Origin of the sequence: Streptomyces sp. NPDC091289 (genome assembly GCF_044757365.1) — a bacterium.
Taxonomy (GTDB): domain Bacteria; phylum Actinomycetota; class Actinomycetes; order Streptomycetales; family Streptomycetaceae; genus Streptomyces.
In genome coordinates, this window is record NZ_JBIVUT010000017.1 from 149,496 (window position 1) to 172,096 (window position 22,601).

The 22,601-nt window shown below is 71.1% G+C and carries 18 protein-coding genes; 11 read left to right on the forward strand and 7 right to left on the reverse strand.

The window, feature by feature from the left end:
• Window positions 1-12: 12 nt before the first annotated feature.
• The 3 genes from ACIQPT_RS23500 (at window position 13) to ACIQPT_RS23510 (ending at window position 2,809) form a co-directional block, all read left to right on the forward strand.
• Window positions 13-1,038 (forward strand): ATP-binding cassette domain-containing protein, encoded by a 1,026-nt coding sequence (locus ACIQPT_RS23500; protein WP_401158097.1) that lies wholly within the window; start codon window positions 13-15, stop codon window positions 1,036-1,038.
• Window positions 1,035-1,901 (forward strand): ABC transporter permease, encoded by an 867-nt coding sequence (locus ACIQPT_RS23505; protein ID WP_401158099.1) that lies wholly within the window; start codon window positions 1,035-1,037, stop codon window positions 1,899-1,901. The genes ACIQPT_RS23500 and ACIQPT_RS23505 overlap by 4 nt, the downstream gene beginning before the upstream one ends.
• Window positions 1,902-1,990: 89 nt before the next feature.
• Window positions 1,991-2,809 (forward strand): DUF899 domain-containing protein, encoded by an 819-nt coding sequence (locus ACIQPT_RS23510; protein ID WP_401158101.1) that lies wholly within the window; start codon window positions 1,991-1,993, stop codon window positions 2,807-2,809.
• Between the two features lie 100 nt (window positions 2,810-2,909).
• Here ACIQPT_RS23510 and greA read toward each other — a convergent pair whose 3' ends face one another.
• On the reverse strand, window positions 2,910-3,407 hold the full coding sequence (gene greA / locus ACIQPT_RS23515) for a transcription elongation factor GreA (RefSeq protein ID WP_401158103.1): 498 nt from the start codon (window positions 3,405-3,407) through the stop codon (window positions 2,910-2,912).
• A 184-nt stretch (window positions 3,408-3,591) separates the two neighbouring features.
• The gene (locus ACIQPT_RS23520; protein ID WP_401158105.1) at window positions 3,592-4,008 is read right to left on the reverse strand and encodes a DUF4307 domain-containing protein; all 417 of its coding nucleotides are present in this window, start codon (window positions 4,006-4,008) and stop codon (window positions 3,592-3,594) included.
• Window positions 4,009-4,167: 159 nt separating this feature from the next.
• Here ACIQPT_RS23520 and mca point away from each other — a divergent pair, with 159 nt between their 5' ends.
• Together mca and ACIQPT_RS23530 are read left to right on the forward strand one after the other, a co-directional pair.
• Complete coding sequence (gene mca, locus ACIQPT_RS23525) at window positions 4,168-5,049, forward strand: mycothiol conjugate amidase Mca (protein ID WP_401158107.1); 882 nt, start codon at window positions 4,168-4,170, stop codon at window positions 5,047-5,049.
• Window position 5,050: 1 nt separating this feature from the next.
• The gene (locus ACIQPT_RS23530) at window positions 5,051-5,290 is read left to right on the forward strand and encodes a hypothetical protein (protein WP_401158108.1); all 240 of its coding nucleotides are present in this window, start codon (window positions 5,051-5,053) and stop codon (window positions 5,288-5,290) included.
• A 92-nt stretch (window positions 5,291-5,382) separates the two neighbouring features.
• Here ACIQPT_RS23530 and ACIQPT_RS23535 read toward each other — a convergent pair whose 3' ends face one another.
• From ACIQPT_RS23535 to ACIQPT_RS23555, 5 genes are all read right to left on the reverse strand, one after another.
• Window positions 5,383-8,604 (reverse strand): tetratricopeptide repeat protein, encoded by a 3,222-nt coding sequence (locus ACIQPT_RS23535; RefSeq protein WP_401158110.1) that lies wholly within the window; start codon window positions 8,602-8,604, stop codon window positions 5,383-5,385.
• A gap of 142 nt (window positions 8,605-8,746) precedes the next feature.
• Entirely contained in the window at window positions 8,747-10,129 is a 1,383-nt protein-coding gene (locus ACIQPT_RS23540; RefSeq protein ID WP_401158111.1) for a hypothetical protein, read from the reverse strand.
• Window positions 10,129-11,373 (reverse strand): ATP-grasp domain-containing protein, encoded by a 1,245-nt coding sequence (locus ACIQPT_RS23545; protein ID WP_401158113.1) that lies wholly within the window; start codon window positions 11,371-11,373, stop codon window positions 10,129-10,131. The genes ACIQPT_RS23540 and ACIQPT_RS23545 overlap by 1 nt, the downstream gene beginning before the upstream one ends.
• Window positions 11,374-11,435: 62 nt before the next feature.
• Window positions 11,436-12,527 (reverse strand): DUF1152 domain-containing protein, encoded by a 1,092-nt coding sequence (locus ACIQPT_RS23550; protein WP_401158114.1) that lies wholly within the window; start codon window positions 12,525-12,527, stop codon window positions 11,436-11,438.
• Window positions 12,528-12,697: 170 nt separating this feature from the next.
• Entirely contained in the window at window positions 12,698-14,131 is a 1,434-nt protein-coding gene (locus tag ACIQPT_RS23555; protein ID WP_401158116.1) for a coproporphyrinogen-III oxidase family protein, read from the reverse strand.
• Between the two features lie 610 nt (window positions 14,132-14,741).
• On the opposite strand from ACIQPT_RS23555, the gene ACIQPT_RS23560 reads away from it, so the two are divergent.
• From ACIQPT_RS23560 to ACIQPT_RS23585, 6 genes are all read left to right on the forward strand, one after another.
• Entirely contained in the window at window positions 14,742-16,037 is a 1,296-nt protein-coding gene (locus tag ACIQPT_RS23560; RefSeq protein WP_401158118.1) for an acetyl-CoA carboxylase biotin carboxylase subunit family protein, read from the forward strand.
• Between the two features lie 51 nt (window positions 16,038-16,088).
• Window positions 16,089-16,802 (forward strand): 2OG-Fe dioxygenase family protein, encoded by a 714-nt coding sequence (locus ACIQPT_RS23565; RefSeq protein WP_401158120.1) that lies wholly within the window; start codon window positions 16,089-16,091, stop codon window positions 16,800-16,802.
• Window positions 16,799-18,088: an MFS transporter gene (locus ACIQPT_RS23570; RefSeq protein WP_401158122.1), complete on the forward strand. Its 1,290-nt coding sequence runs from the start codon at window positions 16,799-16,801 to the stop codon at window positions 18,086-18,088. The genes ACIQPT_RS23565 and ACIQPT_RS23570 overlap by 4 nt, the downstream gene beginning before the upstream one ends.
• 35 nt (window positions 18,089-18,123) lie before the next feature.
• Complete coding sequence (locus ACIQPT_RS23575) at window positions 18,124-19,380, forward strand: MFS transporter (RefSeq protein ID WP_401158124.1); 1,257 nt, start codon at window positions 18,124-18,126, stop codon at window positions 19,378-19,380.
• 43 nt (window positions 19,381-19,423) lie between these two features.
• Window positions 19,424-20,458 (forward strand): GNAT family N-acetyltransferase, encoded by a 1,035-nt coding sequence (locus ACIQPT_RS23580; protein ID WP_401158126.1) that lies wholly within the window; start codon window positions 19,424-19,426, stop codon window positions 20,456-20,458.
• 79 nt (window positions 20,459-20,537) lie between these two features.
• Entirely contained in the window at window positions 20,538-22,559 is a 2,022-nt protein-coding gene (locus ACIQPT_RS23585; RefSeq protein ID WP_401158128.1) for a thioredoxin domain-containing protein, read from the forward strand.
• Window positions 22,560-22,601 lie beyond the last annotated feature (42 nt).

The following is a 22,601-nucleotide window of genomic DNA, read 5'->3' on the forward strand; positions in this document are numbered from 1 at the left end:
GGGAGTTCCGCTATGCCAGGTGCGATCCACGCCGAGGGTCTGGTGAAGACCTTCGGCGACGTACGAGCCCTCGACGGCGTCGATCTCGACGTCCCCGAGGGCACCGTCCTCGGACTGCTCGGGCCCAACGGCGCGGGCAAGACCACCGCCGTACGGGTGCTGACCACGCTGCTGCGCCCGGACAGCGGAACGGCCTTCGTGGCCGGGATCGACGTACTGAAGAAGCCCAACGAGGTACGCCGCTCGATCGGGCTCTCCGGGCAGTTCGCCGCGGTCGACGAGTATCTGACCGGCCGCGAGAACCTCCAGATGGTCGGGCAGCTCTACCAGCTGAGCGCCCGGGACGCGAAGGCCCGCGCGGGCGTCCTGCTGGACCGGTTCAACCTCGGCGACGCCGCCGACCGCACCGCCAAGACGTACTCCGGCGGTATGCGCCGGCGCCTCGACCTCGCGGCGGCGCTCGTCGTCTCGCCGCCCGTGATGTTCATGGACGAGCCGACGACCGGTCTCGACCCGCGCAACCGGCAGCAGCTCTGGGACGTGATCGAGGACCTGGTGGCGGGCGGCACGACCCTGCTGCTGACCACGCAGTATCTGGAGGAGGCCGACCGTCTGGCCCATGACATCTGCGTCATCGACCACGGCAAGGTCATCGCCCGCGGCAGCTCCGACCAGCTCAAGGCCCGCACCGGCGGCGAGCGCGTCGAGGTCGTCGTGCACCGCCCCGACGAGATCGAGCGCGCCCGGTCCGTGCTGACCGCCCTCGGCAAGGGAGAGGTCGCCGTCGTCCAGCTCTCCCGCAAGCTGACCGTCCCGGTGAGCGGCGGGGCCAAGCTGCTGGCCGAGATCATCCGGGACCTGGACGCCCAGGGCGTGGAGATCGACGACATCGCCCTGCGCCGGCCCACCCTGGACGATGTCTTCCTCTCCCTCACCGGCCATGCGGCCGAAGCTTCCGAGCAGGGAGATCAGGGAGATCAGGGAGATCAGAGCGAGCAGGGCGACCGGAGCGAGCCGAGCAAGGAGGACGCCCAGTGAGCGCGATCGCCAAGGACAACGCCCCGGCGCTGGTTCCCCGTCCCTCCGGGGGCGTCACCCAGTCCGTGAAGGACTCCCTCGTCGTCGCCAAGCGGAATCTGATCCGGATGACCCGGATCCCCGAGATGGTGATCTTCGGACTGATCCAGCCGATCATGTTCGTGGTGCTGTTCACCTACGTCTTCGGCGGCTCGATCAGCATCGGCGGCTCCACCGATCCGCAGCTGTACAAGGAGTTCCTGATGGCGGGCATCTTCGCCCAGACCGTCACCTTCGCCACCGCGGGCGCCGGCGCGGGCATCGCCGATGACATGCACAAGGGGCTCATCGACCGCTTCCGGTCGCTGCCGATGGCCCGGGGCGCGGTCCTCACCGGACGGACCCTCGCCGACCTCGTACAGACCACGCTCACGCTCGTTGTCCTCGCGGGGGTCGCGCTGATCGTCGGCTGGCGCACCCACGAGAACATCGGCAAGGTGCTCTGCGGCTTCCTGCTGCTGCTCCTGCTCGGCTACGCGTTCTCCTGGATCGGGGCCCTGATCGGCCTGTCCGTGCGCACCCCGGAGGCGGCGACCTCCGGCGGGCTGATCTGGCTGTTCCCGCTGACGTTCATCTCGAACGCCTTCGTGCCGGTCACCGGCATGCCGACGTTCCTCCAGCACGTCGCCGAGTGGAACCCCTTCAGCGCCACGGTGGCGGGGGCCCGTGAGCTGTTCGGCAACACGATGCCGAACATGCCGAAGTCCGTCACCGGGGCCTGGCCGATGGAGCATCCGATCCTCGCCTCGGTCATCTGGTCGGTGCTGATCATCGTGGTCTTCCGGACCCTCGCGGTCCGCAAGTACCGCTCGGCCGCCGTCTGACAGCGGCGTCGGGCGGAGCGATGAGTTCCGGCGGCGGTGCGAGTCATTCCAGAGAGATGGGGGACGCAGCAGACACCACGGAGGACACCATGACCACCGCACCCGACGACCCGGCCCCCACCCCGCAGCCCGGCCTCCCGCCCGTCGTCGACCCGGCCACCTGGCAGGCCGCCCGGGACGAGCTCCTGGTCCGCGAGAAGGCCCACACCCGCCAGGGCGACGCGATCGCAGCGGCCCGCCGAAGGCTGCCGATGGTGGAGATCGACGGGACCGTCGAGGTCGTCGGGCCCGAGGGCCCGGTCCCGTTCCTGGACCTCTTCCAGGGTCGCGACGAGCTCGTCGTCTACCAGCACATGTGGTACGACGGCGCCCCGCACCAGGGCCAGTGCGAGGGCTGCACCGACGCGGTCTGGCACATGAAGGACGCCGTCTACCTCAACGCCCGGGGCGTCTCGTTCGCTGTCGTGACCACGGGGTCCTGGGAGGAGGTGGCCGCCTACACCGCGTTCATGGGCTACACCCAGCCCTGGTACTCGGTGCGCGGCCTGGACGCGCCGATCGGCGGGCGGATGGGGCACCTCCTCTGCTTCCTGCGCGAGGGCGGACGCGTGTTCCTCACCTACTCCACGACGGGCCGCGGAATCGAGGCGGCCAACGGCTCCTTCGGCCTGCTCGACATCACGCCCTACGGCCGCGGCGAGGCGTGGGAGGAGAACCCCGAGGGCCGGCGGGTGATCGGCCACGTCCGCGACGGGTATCCGGGCGATGGCGGCCAGGTCTGCTGGTACTGGCGCACCGACGCGGACGGGACCGCGAGCTGGGGCGAGACCAGCCGCCCCACCCCGCAGTGGACCCGCCCCGGCGCGACCCCGGAGAAGACCCTCGGCCGCACCGGCGACCCCTCCTGACCCCGCCCGCCGGGACGGCCCGGGGGCGGGCGACGACGCACAGGAGCCCCGGCCTCCCTGAGGCCGGGGCTCCCGCGTCGTTCCGTCGTCGTGGGCCGGGTCAGCCGGTGTAGGGCTTCGCCGCCAGGATCTTCACCGTGGCGGTCTTGCCGTTCGGCAGCTCGTAGTCCGCGTCCTCGCCCGTCCGCTTGCCGTTCACACCGATGCCGAGCGGGGACTGCGGGGAGTACGTCTCGATCTCCGTGCTGGCGTATTCGCGGGAGGCGAGCAGGAAGGTCATCGTGTCGCTCTCGTCGCCGTCGAAGGCGATGGTGACGACCATGCCGGGCTCGACCACGCCGTCGTCGGCCGGCGCCTCGCCGACCTTCGCGTGCTCCAGGAGCTGGGTCAGCTGGCGCACCCGCAGCTCCATCTTGCCCTGCTCCTCCTTGGCCGCGTGGTACCCGCCGTTCTCCCGGAGGTCACCCTCCTCACGGGCCGCCGCGATCTTGACGGCGATCTCCGTGCGCGCGGGACCAGACAGGTACTCCAGCTCGGCCTTCAGCTGGTTGTACGCCTCCTGCGTGAGCCAGGTGACGTTTTCGCTGGTCTGGGTCACAGGTGCTCCTCGTCGGTGCTGGGAATACAAAGCATCGCCCTACCCAGAAGCATGTGCTTCTCCGGGTGGGCGAAACCACGAGCCTAACAATTCCGTAGGAAAAGGGGGAGAAGGTAAACCGTCACACGCCCGAACCGGCTACCGCGACCCGTATCGTCGCAGGTCACATGGGGTGCGATCCGGATCAGCCGGTCGGACCGTCGTCGGCGGTGCAGCCCATCGGCTCAACCGCGGTCGCCCTGGACCGGGTGACCACCTTCACGACCTCGTCGATCCGGTCCTCGGCCCGGTCGAACCGGACCTCCTTGCGGCCCACCTCGGAGCCGTCCTCGCTGAGCGCGCGCACCACGCAGTAGCCGTGGCCCTCGCGGTCCTTGCGGACCTCCAGGTGGACGTCGGCCCGGGTGTCGGAGACGACCTTGAACTTGATCATCTCGGCGCTGATGCCCTGGCCGCCCACGTAGTCGAAACCGATCCAGCCGACCACGCCGAGCAGGGCGACGCCCAGGACCGATCCGACGATCTTCAGCTTGCGGTCCGCATGCTGATCCTCGGTCCGGCCGTACCGCCCGTCGGGCGCAGCTTCGCGAACCGCCGTCATGATCGTTCCCTCCGGACCGGGCATCGAGGAATTTTCCGGCCCCTCGGTCAGTCACTATAGAAGCCGCCCGCCCGTCACCCGACCGCGCCCCACACCGATGTCGCGCGGGCCGGCACCTCTCTTCGACGACCAGAGCGACCAATGACTGAGGATCGAGCTTTGACTGAGCAGCTGCGACTGATGGCCGTTCACGCCCACCCCGACGACGAGTCGAGCAAGGGCGCGGCCACCATGGCCAAGTACGTGTCCGAGGGGGTGGACGTGCTGGTCGTGACCTGCACGGGAGGCGAGCGCGGCTCCATCCTCAACCCGAAGCTCCAGGGCGACGCGTACATCGAGAAGAACATCCACGAGGTACGCAAGAAGGAGATGGACGAGGCCCGGGAGATCCTGGGCGTCCGGCAGGAGTGGCTCGGCTTCGTCGACTCGGGGCTGCCCGAGGGCGACCCGCTGCCGCCGCTGCCCGAGGGCTGCTTCGCCCTGGAGGACCCCGAGGTCGCCGCGGGGCGCCTGGTGGCGAAGATCCGCGCGTTCCGGCCGCAGGTCATCACCACGTACGACGAGAACGGCGGCTACCCGCACCCCGACCACATCATGACGCACACGATCTCGATGATCGCGTTCGACGGTGCGGCCGACGCGGAGCGCTTCCCCGAGGACGAGTTCGGCCCGGTCTGGACGCCCCGGAAGCTCTACTACAACCAGGGCTTCAACCGGCCGCGCACCGTGGCGCTGCACGAGGCGCTGCTCGCCCGGGGCCTGGAGTCCCCGTACGGCGAGTGGCTGGAGCGCTGGAAGGAGTTCGAGCGCGTGGAGCGCACGCTGACCACGCACGTTCCCTGCGACGAGTTCTACGAGATCCGCGACAAGGCGCTCATCGCGCACGCCACGCAGATCGACCCGGAGGGCGGCTGGTTCCGGGTTCCGATGGACATCCAGCGCGAGGTCTGGCCGACCGAGGAGTACGAGCTGGCGAAGTCTCTGGTCGATACCTCCCTCCCCGAGAGCGACCTCTTCGCGGGCATCCGCGACAATGCCTGATATGTACGCGACCCAGGCACTGACGCACCTCGTCCCGTTCGCCGCCGAAGAGCTCGACAAGAACAAGGTGACCCCCGGCGTCCTCGGCTTCCTCGTCTTCGCGGCGCTCGCCGTCGGCGTGTGGATGCTGATGAAGTCGATGAACCGCCACATGGGCAGGGTCAACTTCGAGGAGGCCCCCGACCCGGCGGCGGCCGCCGCCGAACCGGTCGGCGACGGGGCGGCCGCTCCCCGGAAGTAGCCGCGCGCCCTTCACGGCGTACGGGCACGGGCGCCGGGTCTCCGGCGCCCGTGACGGTCACGGCTGTGCCGTCACCGTCACCGTCACCGTCGTCACGGCCGGGCCGGCTCCGTCGGCACGCCCATGATCTGGCCGGCGGTACGGGTCGGGGTGAGCCCGAGCCGCCACGCCTGCCAGCCGTCCTCCAGGTCCACACCCCGCTCCAGGGCCACCGCGAACGCCGCGGCCGACTGCTCCAGCTTGCCGTCCCGCGCCGGGTGCCGGGCCTCGATCAGCTCGGCCAGCTCCTGCTGGGCGACCACCGTGCCGACCTCGCTGCCCCCGGGCGAGGCGTACGGCAGCAGCGTGCACCGCAGGAACCGGGCCCAGTCGCCGCCCCGCGCGTCCCCGTACGAGGCGAACAGCTCCGCCGCCTCACCGCACAGCTCCAGCGCCTGCGGGGCCCGCCCGTTGCCCGCGTCGATCAACGCCAGCTCCACGCACGCCCACGCCTCCCCGTACGGCACCTTGATCCGCCGGAAATCGGCCCGCGCGTCCATCAGCAACTGCCGGGCGAACCCCGAATTGCGCAGGTTGCCCGTCTGCGCGGCCCGCTGGTCCCGGGTCACCCGGCCCGAATGGTGCCGGGCGCACGCCAGCCCGTACACGTCCCGCATCCGGGAGAACATCGTGCGGGACCGCTCCAGCTCACGCACCGCCTGATCGGTGTCCCCGTCCTCCTCCAGCGCCTGACCCAGGTAGTACAGGGTCCACGCCTCACCGCGCGCGTCCTCGTTGTCCCGGTGCCGCTCCAGGGCCTCGCGCAACTGCTCCAGCGCGGCCGCCGGATCGCCGTCCAGCAGCCGGGCCCGGGCCAGCTGGGTGATCGCCCAGGCCTCGCCGCGCTCGTCGCGGGTGCGCCCGTACAGCTCCAGGGCCGTGCTCAGGGCCTCCTCGGCCGCCGCCACCTCGCCCGTCCGCAGCCGCACCTGACCCAGCTGGAACTGCGTCCACGCCTCGCCGTGCAGCGACTCGCCCTCCCGGTGCAGCCGCAGCGCGTCGTCCAGCAGCGCGAGCGCCCTGACCAGATCGCCCCGGTCGCGCTCCACGGCGGCCAGCGCGTGCAGGGTCCAGGCCCGGTCCTCGGCCTGCGACGCGGAGGACTGCAGGGCCAGCGCCTCACCGAGCCGGGCCGCCGCCTCGGTCAGATTGCCCTGGTGGTGCAGGGTGATGCCGAGCGAACACAGGGCCAGCGCCTCGCCCGCGTCGTTCTGCGCCTCGTGGTAGAGGCCGACGACGGAGGACAGCGTGGTGCGGGCCTTGTCCAGCTCGCCGAGCTGCCGGGCCGCGATGCCCGTACGCCACTGCACCGACCGCTCCAGCAGCCCCTGGTCCACGGCCTGCGTCAGCTCGCTGATCTCGCCCAGGCGGTACAGGTCGCCGCGCAGCAGGCAGTAGTCGCACAGCGCGCCCAGCAGATGCAGCACCGTGCCCTGGTCGACGCCCTCCGCGTGCCGCAGCGCCGCCGTGATGAAGCTCGACTCGTCGTCCAGCCAGCGCAGCGCCGAGTCCAGCGAACCGAAGCCGTGCGAACCGAACTGCCCGGCGCGGGTCGACATCTTCCCGTCGACCATCCGGATCACCGCGTCGGCCAGCTCCGCGTAGTTCGTCAGCAGCCGCTCCTGCGCCGCCGTCCGCTCGGCCGGCTCCTCCTCGTCCAGCAGCCGGGCCAGTGCGAAGGCCCGCACCAGATCGTGCAGCCGGTAGCGCGATCCCCGTACGCGGGTGAGCAGCCCGGCCCGGGCCAGCACGGTCAGCAGTCGCTCCGCCTCCTGCTCGTCCGCCGCGAGCAGCGAGGCCGCCGCTGCCGCCCCCAGGCTCGCCCGGCCCGCCAGCGCGAGCCGCCGCAGCAGCCGCCGGGCCTGATCGCCCTGGTCGGTGTAGCGCAGCCACAGGGCCCGCTCGACCGGGTCCACCGGACCGTACGCGCCCAGATCCTCCGCCAGCGTGTGCCGACTCCGCGCGCCCAGCGCGGAACCGGCCACCCGCAGCGCCAGCGGCAGCCCGCCGCACAGCTCCACGACGGCGTCCGTGGACGGGTAGTCGTAGGGCCCGGTCTCCTCCTCCTCGGCGACCTCGCGCAGCAGCTCCTCCGCGCCCGCCGCGTCCAGCGGCCCGACCGGCAGCTGGTGCACCCAGGCCGGCAGGTCGTCGGGCAGCTCCAGCGGCTCCCGGGCGGTGACGATCACCAGACTGTCCGAGCGCTCCGGCACCAGGGTGCGGACCTGCCCGGCGTCCGTCGCGTCGTCGAGCACGATGGTGACCGGCGTCCCCGTGAGGTGCTGGTGGTACAGCTCGGAGAGCCGCCGCACCTGCTGCTCCGCCGAAGCGCCCTCCCGGAACAGCAACTGCTCGCGCGGCGCGCCCAGCCGGTTCAGCAGGTGCAGCAGCGCGTCCCGGGTCCGCAACGGGCTCTCCCCCGCCACCTGACCGCGCAGATCGACCACGCACGCGCCCCGGAACTGGTCCTTGAGCGCATGGGCGGCCCGCACCGCGAGCGCCGTGCGCCCCGACCCCGGCGCGCCGTGCAGAACGACGACGGTGGGCCGGGTCTGCGTGGAGGCGCGGGCCGCGTGCACCCACTGGGCGATCTGCGCCAGCTCGGCCCGCCGCCCGCTGAACGGGCCCTCGGCCTTGGGGAGATGGCCGAACGACTGCTCCAGCACCACCCGGGTGCGGGCCGCCGCGCTGCGGTCGCCGCCGCGCAACTGCCGCCCCGCCGGGGTGGCCTGCTTCTTCGGGGCGCGGGCGGCGGGCGTCAGCATGCGCTGCTGGTCCAGATACGGGCGGATGCCCCGTACCTCCAGGGCGGTCAGCCACTGGAGCCTCAACTGCTCCGCCCCGCCCGGCTGTCCGGCGGCTCCGGCGCGGCGGTGGGCGGCGGGCCAGTGCGAGGCGGTCGCCTTCGCCACGGTCGTCGCCGCGCCGGCCACCGCGACGACCGCGCCCGCGCCGAACGCCAGCCCGGTGTTCGTCCCGAGCGCCAGGTCGGCGCCGAACGCGGCAGCCGCGGCAACTCCCGTCACCAGCAGGGGCGTTCCGAGAGTCGCTCTGCTGAAGCGCTCCGCGAGCGGGCGGTCTCCCGCCGCCGCCGAGTCCAGTGCCTGCGTGTACGCGGCGTACTCCTCGCCCGCGCCGGCGGCCATGGTGTCGAGCGCCGCCCGCGCCCGCGACATCAGCGCACCGGCATCGGTCCGCCCGCCGGTGCGCCGCGCCTCCTCCTCCACGGCGCGCACCAACAGCCTCTCGGCTTCCGCCCGATGGCTGTCCCGCATATGTGTCCCCCTCCGAGAGCCGCGCTCCGGACCTCGGGTTCCGGAGCGTCAGATACCAAGCGTCGGATATCAAGCGTCGGGGTCAAGTGTCCTGCGTGGCGCGCTCCGGCGCGAGGGGCACCGGGCAAGGGGAAGGTCAAGGTCACGCGGCCTCGTCCGGGACCTCCTCACGGGGGTGGTCCCGGTTGTCGTCGTCGCAGAGGAACACGGTGCCCAGACGGCCACCCCTCCCGGAGCTGATCACCCCGCTGTCGAGATCGGCGGTGCCGCGCAGATACGCCCCGCCGTAGCCCCGGCCCGCCAGGAAGACGCCCCAGGTGAGCACCACGGGCTCGGTGGCGCCCCCGCCCGGCACGGGGAACTCCTCCGCCACGGGCCGGACCCGGCGCTGGAGGACGGACGGGCCGTCCACCGCCGCGCGGACGGCGGCGTCCCAGGCGTCGGCCGATGTCTCCCACCCCGCCAGCACGTCCAGACCGCTGTGCGAGCTGCTCGCCTTCAGCACCAGATCGTGCCGGTGTGCCGATGCGTAGGGGAGGAGGTCCACCCGCTCCCCGGCGACCTCTGTCTTCCCGTCCTGGACCAGCCTGGTCCAGGGGAGCAGACCGTCGATCACCTCCCGCTCGGCCCGGTCGAACAGACACCGGTTGCGCTCGTCGCTGAGCAGGGCCAGCGCGGCCTTGCTGCCGTACACCTCGTTCTCCAGCGGTGTGAACAGGTGGACCAGGCCGCGGTCCGCGGCGCGGGAGAGGGGCGCGAGCAGGGCGACGTCCCCGGCGGTGACGACGTCGTTGATGACGAACCAGCGATGTACGAGATCGACCGGCCGCCCGGACACATGGACTCCGTCGGTGCGGTACTCCACCTGACCGAGGTGGCAGGGCACGGCATCGACGCCGTGTGCGGCGAGCAGCCCGGCCATCCGGCGGAGGTGCGGCTCCATCACGGCGTAGCTGTCCGGCCACTCGACGAGCGCGACGACCGGGTTCGCGGGGAGGCCGGGGAAGGACTGCCGCCACAGGTCCAGCAGAACCTCGGTCCCGTCGGTGAACCCCAGGCCGTGCTCCTGCGCGAAGGAGGCGATGTAGGGCTCCTGGAGCAGCGTTCGGTTGAGCACCGCGATGTCCCAGCCGCCCAGGGGGCTGCCGCCGTTGAGCTCGAGGAGGCGGAAGCCCTCCTCGTCGCGGTAGAGATCGACGCGGGCGCTGCGGGGCAGTTCGCGCGGCCTGCCGTCGGCCCGCAGCGTGGCGTCGAGCTGCTCCGGTGACCAGCCGAGGGCGGCGGTGAACGCGCGCAGATCACCGCCGTGCAGCCGATGGGGCAAGGCCAGGAGCAGGTCGTACAGCCGGCTGACCCGCTCTCCCAGCTCGCGGCTCTCGCCGCGGCCGAGGAAGACCGGCCGGGTCAGGAAGGCGTCCCCGTAGATGTCTCCGGCCAGGGGGGAGTCCGCACAGGAGCGTTCCGGCGCGCATCCGGCCGGCAGTCCCCGCAGATACTCCCGCGTCATCCGGGCGGCGGTGCGCATCAGGCGACTTCGACCGTGACGTCCGCGAGCACCTCTGCCGCGGCCGCGTTCACCTCGGCGGCGGTGTCGGCGTGCAGGATCACGTAACCGACCCGCGCGTCGTTGTCCCCCGGTGCGCGCACCGAGCCGCCCGGCTGAACGGTGAGCCTGCTCAGGGCCACCGCGCCCGCGTTGCCGATCCCGCTGACCGAGCGCAGGACCCCGCCGCGCGACGGGGTCAGGAAGCGGATCCCCGCCGCTGTGTTCGCGGTGGCGGTGAGGGAGGGCTCCAGGCCGAGCGCGACCTGGACGTAGATCCTCGCCTCATCGATGCCCCGCGCCTGCCGCATCAGCGCGACGATGTGGTCACCGGGCAGCCGGGCGCCGAGCTCGATGACCCGGGTGGTGCCGTCCGCGAGCAGTTTGAGTTCTATGTGGGCGATGCCGTCGGTGACGCCGAGGGCCTGCGCGGCCGACACCGCGGCCCGCTGCAGGGTGTCGACCGACGCGTCGTCCAGCTCCGCGGGGACGGTGTGTCCGAACTCGGCCCGCCTGGCGCCCCCGGTGGTGAACTTGTCGTACGGGAACAGCGGGGTCACCACGCCGCGCACCGCCACCGTCTCGATGCTGAACTCGGTACCGCCGATGTACTCCTGGACGATCACATGAGGGTCCAGCGGGATGCCGTGCGGCATCTGGAACAGGTGGGACTGGGCCGCCGCGAAGGCCGTCGCCAGCTCTTCGTCACTGTGGACGACCGATACGCCCCAGGAGCCGGACTGCTCGGCGGGCTTCACGACGACGGGGTAGGACAGGCCCGCCGCCTCCACCAAGTCGTACGCCTCTTCGAGAGTCCGCGGGGTGACGGTCGTGGGGGCCGGGACGCCGTGCTCGGCGAAGGCGCGCGCCATGATGCGCTTGTTACGGCAACTGATCGCCCGCGACGGGTCGTTGCCGGGCAGCCCGAGGTCGGCGGTGAGCCGGGCGACCAGCGGAGTGAGGAACTCCCAGCAGGCGACCACGCCGCCGACGTCCTCGGCCCGGGCCAGTTCCGTGAGCTGCCGCAGGGCGCCTTCGCTGTCGGAGAAGTCGGTGAAGACGAGCTTCCCGTTCTCCTCGATCTTGCGTTTGACCGCCGGGGAGTACCAGTCCTCGTGGACGTCCTCGTGAGTGACGACGATGACCTCGACCTTCAGGTCCCGGGCGGCGTCGAGGACGTATTCCGCGGTGTTCCCCATGGCTTCGAGCAGGAGCAGTTTGGGCATGGTGTGGCGACCGTTCTGTGAAGGCGGAGGGCGATGAGGAAGGGAGAGGAGGACGGAGGGAATCACAGGGCGAACAGGGGCGCCGCGTACTGGTGCGGACGGTGACGTATGAGGCGGGTGCGCAGGGACCGGGCCGCGGCGCCGGTGAGGCCGAGCCCCTCGGCCACGCAGCGGAAGGTGGCGTACCGGGTCCCGGGGTGGGCGGCCCGCAACTGCTCCAGCCACGGGTCGAGGGCGCCCAGGGCCTCGGTCACCGAACCTTCGGGGGAAGCCTCATCGCGGAGCCGGAGCGACCGGTCGCGCTCGCGTTGCAGTTCGGAGAAGCCGCAGACGTCCCGACCGGTCTGTTCGGCGTCGTCGAGGGTGTCGGCCCCACGGGTGTGCAGCGCGTGGGCCAGCCGGTTGCGGGCCAGTACCCGGTCGAGGGCGATCCGGTGGACCCGGGCACTGGCGTCACTCAGGACCACCGGCCTGCCGGTGTCCCGTACGAGGCAGCCGCCGCGTCGCCCACGGGCAGCGGCGACCAGCAGGGCGCTGGCCTCCGAGGGGTGCCAGTCGAAGAGGTGCTCCACCCGGCGGGTGTCGGGCTCGGTGAGGGTGAAGAAGTCGGTGCCCAGGGCAGGCAGCAGGTCGTGCTCGGGGATCTCGCAGTCGAGACCCGGGCCTGCGAGGAAGAGGTGAGCCGGCACACCCGCGGTGGCGCAGGCGGCGATCACCAGGGCGTCCGGCAGGGGGCTGAGCAGGGTCGGCTCGTCACCGCGGGCGAAGACGTCCCCACCGACGTCGACCACGTGGACTTCGTCGACGGCGTACTTCTCGGCTACTTCGGCGATCTGCCGGGCCAGGTGCGGGACGCCCCCGTAGGGATTCAACAGGCCCAGAGTGATCGGGAGTTCGGCGGCCAGACGCGGAAGCGTGGAGCCGGCGGGCGCGATGGCGGACGAGGTCCCGGTGATCTGGAACACTTGCGGGGTGAGCGGCCGCAGCCCCGTGAAGTCCCGCTCGGAACGCGGACCGGGGATCGGGTCGACGGTCAGCCGCTCCCACGAGTAGCTGAGCACCACCGCCGGCTCGTCGCCGTGGAGTGCGTGGTGCACCAGAGTCGTGCCGATCACATCGCCGCCGCCGCCCGCGGCGACAAGAAGCTGAGTCATGGAGCTCTCTATTCCGGGTTCACGAGCGTGGCTTGTTCAAGAGCGCGGCCGGTTCACGGATGCGGCCGATTCACGGACGCGGCCGGTTCACGGGTGCGGCCGGGCGCCCGGGGCGGCCGCCGAAACCCTTTCGACGGCCGCACCGGGGAATTCCGTGCCGGTGAAAGCCGTCAGGCCCGGGCGGTCTTCAGGCCCGAAATGCTGAGGGGCTCGCTGCCCATGTGCTTCTGAGCGCGCTTATTGCTCTTGTGCAGGCCCGCGTAGTACTCGCGGTCCAGGTCGATGACGTTCTTGGAGAAGAGCATCCACGACAGGGTGTCGCGGTGCTTGAAGCCGGACGGCGTGAGCTGAATACGGTTCGTGGGAAGCCGGCGAAGGAGGCCGACGTCCTCGGCCGCCTGGAGCACCGGCTCGAAGAGATGCGCCATCTCCTGGTACCCGAAGCGGTTGAGTTCATTGAGGTCCAGGTCGAAGGAGTCGAGGACCAGCCGCTTCCGGATGATCTCTTCGTCGTTGAGGACGAACCCCGTGAGAGGGGTCAGCTCGTGGTTGCGGGCCTTGGTGATGTAGTCCGCCACCTCGGTGAGGCTCGGCTTCACGCTCCCGACCATGTAGTCGACCGAACTGGTGTAGCTGCGGGCGCCGGCCCCCAGTCCCAGCAGCGGAACGCCGTGGAAGGTCAGGACCTTCTGCTGATAGCCGCCGCGTCCGAGTTTCTTGTAGCGGACGTTCGACTCCTGCACATAACCGGCCGCACGGAACGTGGCGTTCGCGTAGTCGTACCGCTCGTACAGGTCGGGGCTCATCATGTACTGGTACGCGCCGGTCTTGGAGAACCACGCGTCCGGCCTGACGGTCAGGAAATAGGTGCTGATCGTCTCAGGGGAGAGAGCCGCCAGTTCGTCGACCGAGTGCCGCCAGCTCTCCGCGGTCTGACCGGCGAAGCCCATGATCAGGTCGGTGCTGAGGTTGGGCAGTTGTTTCTCGCGGGTGATCTCGATGGCCCGGCGGATGACGCTCTCGCCCGCCTGACCGCGGCCGGCCTCCCGGATCTCCGACGGCACCAGTGACTGGATGCCGATATTGGCCCGGGTGAGGCCCATCGCGATGAGGCCTTCCAGCGTGCCGGGCTCCTTGACGATGGAGTCCGGAGTGGCCTCGATGGCCACCTCCTCCACCGTGCTCCGCCAGTTGGGGTACACCTCGTCGAGGGTGGCGAAGAGCTGCTCGAAGTGGCGCAGGTTCAGCAGGCTCGGCGTTCCGCCACCGATGTAGATGGTGCGCAGGCGGCGGCTCTGGATGATCTCCGTGTGGTCGCGAATCTGGGTACACAGGGCGTCCATGTACGCGTCGTAGACGTCCATGTCCTCGGAGATGACGGTGTACAGATTGCAGAACCCGCACTTGTACCTGCAGAACGGCACATGCAGATACAGGTTGAGCTCAGGAACGGGGTGTCGCCGCAGATCCTCGGCCCAGATGTCCTGGATGTTCCGGGTTCCGTTCAGGGGGCGGTAGGCGGAGCGGGAAGGGTACGCGTAGTTGAAGGGCGGAATCACGCCCTGCTCGATGTGCCGGGCGAGGTCGTCGCGAATAGCGCTCAACGTTCCTGTTCCTTACCTGTGGAGGTTCAACTTCGAACTGCCTGCCAACGGGGAGCGGTGCCGCAGATCCGTGCGGCACAGAAAGAGACATGGAGTGAAGAGGCGTGGTCCAAGGACACGCCTGGAGATGGGCGGGGCGGTTCCGCTTCCCCGCAAGCCTCCCCCCGGAGGCCGTACTCCCTGCCAACTACCGTGCATGAAAGGCCTGTTGACCTATACGTATGCCGGTTGGCGGAGGTGGTGCCAGTAGACAGGCGGCCGCGAGGTGCGCGACAGGAACAGAACCTACGACGATCGCCGGGCGGGATTCGTCAGCTCCTCCCAAATGTGTCCGCACTGTGAGATCGCGAATATCGGAGGGGTCGTGAGGGGCCCGGCATGGTTACGGTCGCCGGGCCGAATTGACCTGCAGCACATCTGAGTTGATCCGCGAGGTGCTGAAGATTGCTGCAGAAGAAGGCGAGTTGAGTGCTGAAAAGCCTGACAGCGCTGAACAGCAGCACAGTTGACGGAGAGGTGGCCCGAACACGACCGTCACCTGCGGAACCCTGAGCCGAGGGCCATTCCTTCGCCGCCGCCAGGAATCGCCCGATCGAACTGGAGTAACCCCTTGACCGCGTCGGACATCAAGCGCATCGCCTACATCCGATCGATCCCGATCTCGCGGGCCGGCCCCTACATTCCGGAGCTGGCCCGGACCGTGACCGGCACCGGTCGCGAAGCCCGCATCTTCTACACCGACGGTGACTGCGGTGCCGAGGACTTCCCCGGCGGAACAGGGGAGAAGCTGCCGGAGGATGCCACCCCCGACCAGATCGTCGAGCGTGTCCGCGCCTGGGGAGCCGACGGCGTCGTCTCGCTGTCCTTCCCCGACGAGGCCGGTCTGCGGGACGCCGTGGTGAAGGAGAAGCTGGCCCGGCACGGCATACCGATGGTCTCCAACGGGCTGGATCCCTCCCGGCTCCTCGCCGACAAGTGGGAGACCAAGAAGATCCTGGCCGACCACGGCCTGGACACCCCGCACGGCATGCTCATCGACGGCACGCTGCTGAAGAACGGCGCGGCCGAGGTGCCGGTCTACGCGGACATCATCCGCCTCAAGGCGGAGGAGATCGGTTACCCGCTGCTGACCAAGGCCGTGTGGGGCAGCTCGGGCAACGGCATCCGCTTCATCCGCGACAGGGCGGACCTGGAGCAGTATCTGGCCACCCCCGACGAGGGGAACTTCGTCCTGGAGCGGTGCATCACCGGCGAGCTGTGCACGGTCGAACTCGTCGGCGCCGAAGGCGAGTACGCCGTTCAGCCGCTCTGCTTCACCGGCCCGACCGGCGGCGAGCCGACCTTCGCCTTCTGGGAGCTGCGGTCGTCCGCCCCCAGGGCCGCGGACGACGCCGCCTTCGCACCGGTGGCGGAGAAGCTGAAGAAGCTGTGCACCACCCTGGGCATCACCGGTGTGATCAACCTGGACATCATCTACAGCCGTGGCACCTACTACGTCCTGGAGATCAACCCCCGCGTCTCCGGCGCCACCGCCCTCGGTGTGGCCGCCTCGGGCCTCAACAGCTACCTGATCATGACCGAGATCCTTCTCGGCCGGTGGAAGGCCCCGGCCGAACCGGTGCTGCCCCGGCGCCGCTGGTCCCTGGAATTCCCCGTCAACAACGTGACCGACGCCTTCGTCAAGGAGGCCGAGCAGGCCCTGGACGTCGTCCAGATCACCCCGAAGCTCGTGGTCGACGGGCGCGAGTACGGCGGCCTGATGATCGCCACCTGCGAGTACGGCGCCGAGGCCGGCTTCCTCCAGGTGATCACGGCCCTGGACGCCGACCATGACGTTCTCTCGCCGGACATGCTCGCGCAGCTCGAGAAGCTGCTCACCAGCCCTGCCGCGCAGGCCGTCCGCTGACAGGCGGAACCAGCACCTCCCGCACCGCCCCGCACGAAAGGCCCCTTCGCCATGCCCGAGCCGTACGTCCACGTGCCCGCCGCCGAGATCCGCGAAGCCCTCGCCGAACACGACGAGATCGCTGTCAAGCACCTGCGCGAGTCCTGGGACGGCCTGCAGGCCGATCGCTACCTGAAGGACGGCGCGGGCTATCGCCGACGCCGCTACAGCGAGTTCCATGTGACGCGCACCGGCCTGGAGCGCGTCCCGCACGGAGCTTTCCGGCAGGCGGCGGAGATCAACCCCCTGCACGGCGGAGCGGCCCGGGAATTCGCCCCCATCGAGCAGGGGGTGGCCGACTCGCCGGTCCTCGACGCACTCGTCCGGACGCTCCTCGAACGCCTCCCCGGCAGCTTCGACGTCTCCACCGGCGCCATCGGGGTCCACCAGATACGCGTCATCGCCTCCCGCGGCGCGGAGGGCCTGCCGGCCCCGGAAGGCATCCACGAGGACGGCCACCACTTCGTGGCCCAGGTGCTGATGCGCCGCGAGAACGTCGAGGGCGGGGTCTCCCAGCTGTACGACCGGGAGATGACCCCGTTGTTCCGCACCCTGCTCACCGAGCCGTTCGAGACGGTCGTCATCGACGACCGGCGGGTGTTCCACGGTGTGTCGGCCGTGGAGGTCGCCGACGGCATGCCCGTGGGGGTCCGGGACATGATGCTGGTCGACTTCTTCCCCCGCGATGCCGGGGCGGGGTCCCACCGCTGTCCCGATCCGCGATGACAGGGCGCGATCTCCTGGACAAGTGGGGGCTGCCCGACCTGACGGGGAACGGCCGCTTCGTCTCCGCGAACGTCATGGACAGCCTCGGCAACGGACTGGTCCTGGCCTTCACCGTCCTCTACTTCACCACCACGACCTCGCTGTCCCTCGGCTCCATCGGTGCCGCACTCTCGCTCGGACAGCTCCTCGCCCTGCCCACTCCCGTCGTGGCCGGCCTGCTGATCGACCGGTTCGGCTCCCGCACGGTGGTCATCGCCGCCAATGTCCTGTCGGCCATCGGCTTCTGTGCCTTCCTGGCCGCGGACAGCGTGTGGAAGATCGTGGTGGTCCAGTTCGTCGTCCAGGCCGGGGCGAGCATCTACTGGACCTCCAGCCGCAGCCTCGTCCTCCTCGCGGCCCGCCGCCGGGACCACGCCCGCTGGTTCGGCTTCGTCAGTGCCTTGCGCAACATCGGCGGGGGCTTCGGAGCCGCGGTCGCCTCCCTCGCGATCGCCTGGGGAAGCGACTGGGTACGGGCGCTGATTCTGGCCAATGCGCTGAGCTTCGTGATCGCGGCCTGTCTGCTCGCCGGCTGGCGCCCCGCAGCCGAGGAGGACGCGCCCCGACCCGTCCGCACGGCTGAGAGCGGGGGCTACGGCGCGGTGCTGCGCGATATGCGCTACCTGCGGCTGGTCCTGGCGAACCTGGCCTTCGTGCTGGCCGCGAGCATGCTGCCGGTCCTTCTCGCCCTCTACATCACCAAGGTCCTGCACGCCGCCACCTGGCTGGTGGGCGCGTGCATGGTCGGCAACATGGTCCTCGTCGCCCTGGTCCAGACGCTGGTCTCCCGCCTGATCGAACGCCGCCGCCCGGCCCGCGTCCTGGCCTTGGCGGGCGTGGTCAACGCGGTCGCCTTCGCCGTCTTCGGCCTGCTGCTCGCGGTCCCCGGCTGGCTGGTGGCCGGCGGCCTGCTGCTGGCGATGGCGGTCTTCACGGTGGCCGAAATGCTCAGCATGCCGTCGAGCAGCGAACTCAGCGCCTCCCTGGCGCCGGATCACATCCGGGGCCGCTATCTCGGCGTCTTCCAGCTCTCCTGGAGTCTCGGGAACGCCGTTGCCCCCGCCGTGCTCACCATGCTCCTGGGACACGGGCCTGCCTGGCCCTGGGTGGCCCTGGGCGCGGTGAACCTGCTCGCGGTGCCGCTGGTGCTGAGCCTGGGCGACTCCGCACTGGGCGACTCCGCACCCGGAAACGACGTCCGGAAGCAGCAGGACCAGCCCCTGACCGATGCGATGGACCACCACTGAGCGGCGCATGTCGCACGATGACAGGAAACGATCAGGTGTCAGCGTTCGCAAGCCTCACGACAGTTACGCGGATAGCGGGTCCCGCACTGCCCGCGATCTCGTTCGCGGCACGCCTGCCCGCCGCGATATGCCCCATCGCCACCCTCCTGATGCTGACGGAACTCAACAGCATCGGCACAGCGGGCATCGCCGCCGGGATGCTGTGGACGGGGCAGGCCGTGGGCGGACCGTTCCTCGGTCGTTACGCCGACCGCCGCGGCCACCGGCCGGTCATCCTGGCCGCCTCCCTCGCCAATGCCACGGCCATCGCCCTCTTCATCGCGTCGGCCCTGACCGGGATGCCGATCGTCGTACAGGCGGCGCTCGCAGCGGTCGTCGGCCTCACGGTGCCGCAGATCGGGCCGCTCTCCCGCACCCGATGGGTCGTCCTGACCGAACCCGCGGCCGGGCAGGACCCCGCGACCTCACGGGAGCTGACCCGGCGCGCGCTCTCCTTCGACACGACCGTCGACGAACTGAGCTTCATGGCCGGACCGGCACTCGCCGGGGTGACGGTCGTCCTGATCCACCCGGCGGCCGGACTCGTCCTCGCCGGGCTGGTCATGGCGGTGTCCGGCACGCTCTTCGCCCTCCATCCCACCGCCCCGCCGGGGACGCCCGCCCGGACCTCCTCCCCGGTGCGGCTGCTGCACCCCGCGCTGATCGCCCTCTTCGCCATGGCGCTCCTCCAGGGCATGATCTGGGGAAGCGCCAACGCGGGCACCAGCGCCCTGTCCGCCCACCTCGGCGACACCGGAATGGCCGGCCTGGTCTGGGGCGCCATGGCGGTGACCAGCGCACTGACCGGCCTGGCCATCACGGTGCGGCCCATCGCCCTGGAGCTGACGCTCCAGCTCCGCCTCGCCATCGCCGCGCAGGCGGTTCTGCTGCTGCCCCTCCTCGCCGTCGACAGCTTCATCGGCGCGACCGCCGCCATCGCCGGCATCGGGTTCGCCGTGGCACCGCACCTCATCGCGGTGTTCAACCTCGCGGAACACGTAGCCCCGCTGGAGCGGATGGGCGAGGCGATGACCCTTCTCGGCAGCGGTCTCATCGTCGGCCAGGGCGTGGCCGCGCTGGCGGCGGGACAACTGGCCCAGCACTCCGGACACCACAGCGCCTTCCTGCTGACCTGCGCCTCCGGAGCCGTAGCGGTCCTGGTCGCCCTTGCCCTCGTACGGCCGGGGAACATCGACCCGTACCGCGCCGCACACGTACCGAAGGCCGAACCGCCCAAGGTCGCCGCCGACTGACCGGCGCACCGCCGCCCCCACCCAGACCGGACGGACCCTCGTCGTGATCCTCACCCTCGTACCCGACATCACGGACGTTCCCGCCGCCTCGTGGGACGTCCTGGCCACGCGGGCGGGTCTCTACCTCTCCCATCAGTGGCTCGCCGCCCAGCAGCGCGACCCCACCGCCCGGGTCCGCTACGCACTGGTCCACGACGACGGTCACCTGATCGCCGCCGTACCGCTGTACGTGGGCGACACCGAACCCAACGACCTCTACCGCGTCCACGAACTCCTCCCCGACCGGGCGCCGGCCCGGACCCTGCTCGCGGGAGCCCGCCGCGGCTATCTCAACGCCCCTCTCCTCCACCCGCGTCTCACCCCTGGCCGTCGGCGCGAGGCACTCGGCCACCTCGTGGCCGCCACCGGAACCCTCGCCGCCGCCGAGAACGCCGTGCCGTGGTGGCTGTACGTCACCGACGAGGCGGCCGCCGAACTCGCCGACGCCTGCGGTACCAAGCCCGTCCAGCTCAACCAGGACGCCCGCATCCCGCTGCCCGGCAGTACCTTCGAGGACTATCTGGAGGGCCTGACATCGAAGCGGCGCGTCGCGATCCGCCGCGAACGCCGGGCCTTCGCCGAAGCCGGATACGAGCTGCGCACCCTACGGCTCTCCGAGTGCGCCGCTGCCGCCGGGGCCCTGGCCGCCCAGCTCCAGGAACGCCACGGTCACCCGGCAGACCCCGCCGCCATGGCCGGACTGCTGCGCGACCAGGCCGAGGGCATGGCCGACAGCGGCCGCGTCCACGCCGCGTTCGCCGGCCGCCACATGGTCGCCTTCAGCCTCTCCTACCACCACGCGGACACCGTCTGGCTCCGCTCCACCGGATACGACTACGCCCGGCTGCGCGGCGCGCACGAGTACTTCAACCTCGTCTACTACCTCCCCATCGAGGACGCCTACGCGCACGGCGCCACCTCCCTCCACCTCGGCATGGAGTCCCTCCGCGCCAAGACGCTCCGGGGAGCGGTCGCCTCGCCGCTGTGGGCGATAGAAGGCCGGTCGGTGGGAACGCGCCCGGAGCGGAGCGTCGGTTGAGGCCATGGGCGCCACGATCCCGGCGGTCATGGTGTGCCTCCGCGGGTGTCGCGGGGGACGGTGCGCGAGGATTGGCCCCATGGCCAACCGACTTGCGCAGACCACCTCCCCGTACCTCCTCCAGCACGCCGACAATCCCGTCGACTGGTGGCCCTGGTCGCCCGAGGCGTTCGAGGAGGCCAGGAAGCGGGATGTGCCCGTGCTGCTCAGCGTCGGGTACGCCAGCTGTCACTGGTGCCACGTCATGGCGCACGAATCGTTCGAGGACGAGACCGTCGCCGCCTACCTCAACGCGCACTTCGTGCCGGTGAAGGTCGACCGGGAGGAGCGGCCCGACGTCGACGCCGTCTACATGGAGGCCGTCCAGGCGGCCACCGGGCACGGTGGCTGGCCGATGACCGTCTTTCTCACCCCGGACGCCGAACCCTTCTACTTCGGGACCTACTTCCCGCCCGAGGCCCGGCACGGCTCGCCCTCCTTCCAGCAGGTGCTGGAGGGTGTGGTGGCCGCCTGGACCGACCGGCGGGACGAGGTCGCCGAGGTCGCGGGGCGCATCGTCGCCGATCTGGCGGGGCGGTCGCTGGTTCATGGCGGCGACGGGGTGCCGGGGGAGCAGGAGACCGCTCAGGCGTTGCTCGGGCTGACCCGGGAGTACGACGAGCAGCACGGCGGGTTCGGGGGTGCGCCCAAGTTCCCGCCGGCCATGGCGGTGGAGTTCCTGTTGCGGCATTACGCCCGTACAGGGTCCGAGGGGGCGCTCCAGATGGCCTCCGACACCTGCTCGGCGATGGCCCGGGGCGGGATCTACGACCAGCTCGGCGGGGGCTTCGCGCGCTACTCCGTGGACCGGGAGTGGCTCGTGCCGCACTTCGAGAAGATGCTCTACGACAATGCGCTGCTCTGCCGCGTGTACGCCCATCTGTGGCGCACCACCGGGTCGGACGAGGCCCGGCGGATCGCCCTGGAGACCGCCGACTTCATGGTGCGGGAGCTGCGGACCGCCGAGGGCGGGTTCGCCTCGGCGCTCGATGCCGACAGCGAGGACGCGGAGGGCAAGCATGTCGAGGGGGCGTTCTACGTGTGGACGCCTGCGCAGTTGCGGGAGGTGCTGGGGGAGGATGACGCCGCCTTCGCCGCCGCCTTCTTCGGGGTGACCGAGGACGGGACCTTCGAGGAGGGGGCCTCCGTGCTCCGGCTGCCGGGGGACACCGGGCCCGTGGACGCCGCGCGGGTCGCCGACGTACGGGCCCGGCTGCTGGCCGCCCGTGAGGAGCGGCCGCGCCCGGGGCGGGACGACAAAGTTGTTGCCGCCTGGAACGGGCTTGCTATTGCCGCCCTTGCCGAGACCGGGGCCTACTTCGACCGGCCCGATCTTGTGGAGCGGGCCACCGAGGCCGCCGACCTGCTCGTGCGGGTGCACCTGGGCGAGGTCGCCCGGCTGACCCGCACCTCCAAGGACGGGCGGGCCGGGGACAACGCCGGGGTGCTGGAGGACTACGGCGATGTGGCCGAGGGGTTCCTCGCGCTGGCCGCCGTGACGGGGGAGGGGGCCTGGCTGGAGTTCGCCGGGTTCCTGCTGGACATCGTGCTGGAGCAGTTCACCGGCGAGGGCGGGCAGCTGTACGACACCGCCCACGACGCCGAGCAGCTCATCCGGCGGCCTCAGGATCCCACCGACAGCGCCACCCCGTCCGGGTGGACCGCGGCCGCCGGTGCGCTGCTCTCGTACGCCGCGTACACCGGGTCCGAGGCCCATCGCACCGCCGCCGAGGGCGCGCTCGGTGTGGTGAAGGCCCTGGGCCCGCGCGTCCCCCGGTTCGTCGGCTGGGGCCTCGCCGTGGCCGAAGCGCTGCTGGACGGGCCCCGCGAGGTGGCCGTGGCCGGGCCGGTCGGCGGCGAGCTGCACCGTACGGCGCTGCTGGGCCGGGCCCCCGGCGCGGTCGTCGCGGCGGGGGAGGGGCCGGGAGCGGGGGCCGAGTTCCCGCTGCTGGTCGACCGGCCGCTGGTGGGCGGGGAGCCGACCGCGTACGTCTGCCGGCACTTCGTGTGCGACGCGCCGACGACGGATGCGGGGGAGTTGGCGGCCAAGCTGGGCGGGTGAGGCCCGCATCTGAGTGAGGGGCCGGTCGCCTCGTGCGGCCGG